This is a genomic window from Rhodopirellula maiorica SM1, from assembly GCF_000346295.1.
In the GTDB taxonomy this organism is placed as follows: Bacteria; Planctomycetota; Planctomycetia; order Pirellulales; family Pirellulaceae; genus Novipirellula; species Novipirellula maiorica.
The window spans coordinates 1-2,215 of sequence record NZ_ANOG01000112.1; the positions used below are offsets into that span (position 1 = coordinate 1).

Annotated in this window: 3 protein-coding genes; all 3 read left to right on the forward strand. The window is 55.2% G+C overall.

Going from position 1 to position 2,215, the window contains the following annotated elements; all coding sequences use genetic code 11:
* The first annotated feature begins 14 nt into the window (after nt 1–14).
* A complete protein-coding gene (locus tag RMSM_RS03290; protein WP_008691520.1) occupies nt 15–953 on the forward strand; it encodes a DUF1559 domain-containing protein in 939 nt (312 codons plus the stop codon).
* Between the two features lie 79 nt (nt 954–1,032).
* Nucleotides 1,033–1,416, forward strand: coding sequence for a BlaI/MecI/CopY family transcriptional regulator (locus tag RMSM_RS03295; protein ID WP_008691522.1), 384 nt, complete (start codon nt 1,033–1,035; stop codon nt 1,414–1,416).
* Nucleotides 1,413–2,215 (forward strand): M56 family metallopeptidase (locus tag RMSM_RS03300; protein WP_236621985.1); only part of this gene is annotated, 803 nt, incomplete at its 3' end. The genes RMSM_RS03295 and RMSM_RS03300, both read left to right, overlap by 4 nt.

Here is a 2,215-nt window from a genome sequence, read left to right on the forward strand (position 1 = left end):
GTGCTGCTGACACCATGGATATTGCTCCCTATTTCTGTCGCCGCGATTCAGGCACCCTTGCTCATCGAGACGCTTTCACGGTGCTCGAACTGTTGGTGACGATCACCACCATTGGCATTTTGACCGCGCTGATCTTGCCAGCAATCGGATCCGCCCGCGAATCCGCGCGGCGTGTTCAGTGCACTGACCACATGCGTCAGATCGGATTGGCGATACAAATTCATCATGCCGCAAAGCGTGCTTTCCCGGTCGGCTGGACATTCGACCCCAGTGCGGAAACAGCCTACGGTTGGGCTGTACCGCTGCTTCCTTATTTGGAGCAGCAAAGGCTAGGCAATCAGATCGACATGCGATTGCCATTGGATGATCCGCGACATGACGGTGCTCGTGCGACATCGTTGCCCATCATGCTGTGCCCATCGGATATCACCGAGCCGATGTTTACACTGTTTAAAGAAGGCGAAGTGGAAGGCGAGAATGAACACGGAGACGACGTACCTGTCGCGGCGGCGCTCCTGACATCGGAAGCCATCAACGAGCCAGTCGCATTGTTGCAGTTACCTACCAGCAACTACGTCGGAATCTTTGGCACCATCGAAGCGGACGATGACATTCCGGCGCCAACGGGTGATGGTGCGTTCCTTGAAAATCGGGCGGTGCGTTTTCGCGATTTTTCGCGTGGCACCTCCAACACGATCATCGTCGGCGAACGCACGATGGCTCAAGTGCCGTCAACGTGGATCGGCGTCAGTCTCACTGGCGAGGACGCGGCGGCTCGCTTAGTCGGATCGGCACTCGAAGGCATCAACAACCCACTCGCCGACGAATGCGACCACTCAAGTCGTCACCCTGGCGGTGCGAATTTCCTTTGGGGAGATGGTCACGTTTCGTTTGTGACCGAAGATGTCGACCTACGAGCGTACCACCGCTGGGCACAACTTCGCGAACACTAACCGGGAACGTCGACGAGCAATCGTTTGCGGTCACACTTAAGCTTTCCGGCAATTCATTTCACCCGTTATTTTTTATGCTATGCCACGATCTAAGAAACTTGTCGAACTGACTCGATGCGAAGCCGAAGTCATGGACGTTATCTGGGACCGCGAACCAGTGACGGTCAATGACGTCGTCGAAGCGATCGACCGTGATCTTGCCTACACCACGGTGATGACGACGATGAAGATTCTAGAAGATAAAAAGATCATTCGTCGTGGCAACAAGATTGGCCGCGCGTTCACGTACACCGCCAAAGTGAGTCGCGAACAGGCACGCGAAGGCATGGTCAAATCGCTGGCCGATCAATTGTTCGGTGGGTCGGTTCGATCCCTCGTCTTGAACCTGCTCGAATCCAACGTCGTTTCGGCCGAAGACATCGAAGCGGTCAAGAAAGCCGCTGCGAAACTTGGGGATTCATGATGGATGCACGATTTGTCTTTGAGGTCGGCAGTACACTGTGTTTTCAAATCACGGTCGTCATCGCGGCAACGTTCGCTCTGCGTCGTTGGGTGTCCGATGCGCGTTGGGGGTGTCGGCTCTGGACAACGTGTTTCCTGTGTGTCATTGGGTTGGTAACTGCGGCGTTGCTGTTGCCACACCGCCGACTGTTTGATTTTCCTGCCGAGATGTCTCGCGAATCCGTGGTCAGCGTTGTGGTTTGGCAAAGCCGCATCGCAATCACGCTGGCTATCGTTTGGTCATTCGGAGTCACATGGTCGGTGCTGCGCCGTTGTTTGCTTTGCATCAGCCTGTTGCGATTTCTAAAACATAAATGTGAACCCGTGGCGACCACCAAATTGCTTCGTCAGTTTGGGATATCGGCAACGAATTATCCGGCATTGGCAATCATGACGTCGCCAAACATTCAGGGGCCATTCTGCTGGCAACTGCATCGACCCGTGATTGTGCTGCCAACGTATTTGGTCGAAGATTGCCATGGGGAGGAACCGGCGCTTCGACATGTGCTGTTGCATGAACTTGAGCATCTGCGAACCCAACACCCAATGCAGCACTTCCTGCAAGGAGTCTGTTCGACGCTGTTCTGGTTTCACCCGCTGGTCGGGCCGGCTGCGCGCGGTGCGGAATTGACTCGCGAATACCTGTGCGATGAAGTTGCGGCGAAAGCGATCGGCAAATTCGGTGCGTACCTGCGAACGCTCGCCGAAGTGGCCGAGCGTTGTGGTAGCGTTTCGTGTACCAACGTTCCCAAGGGAACACT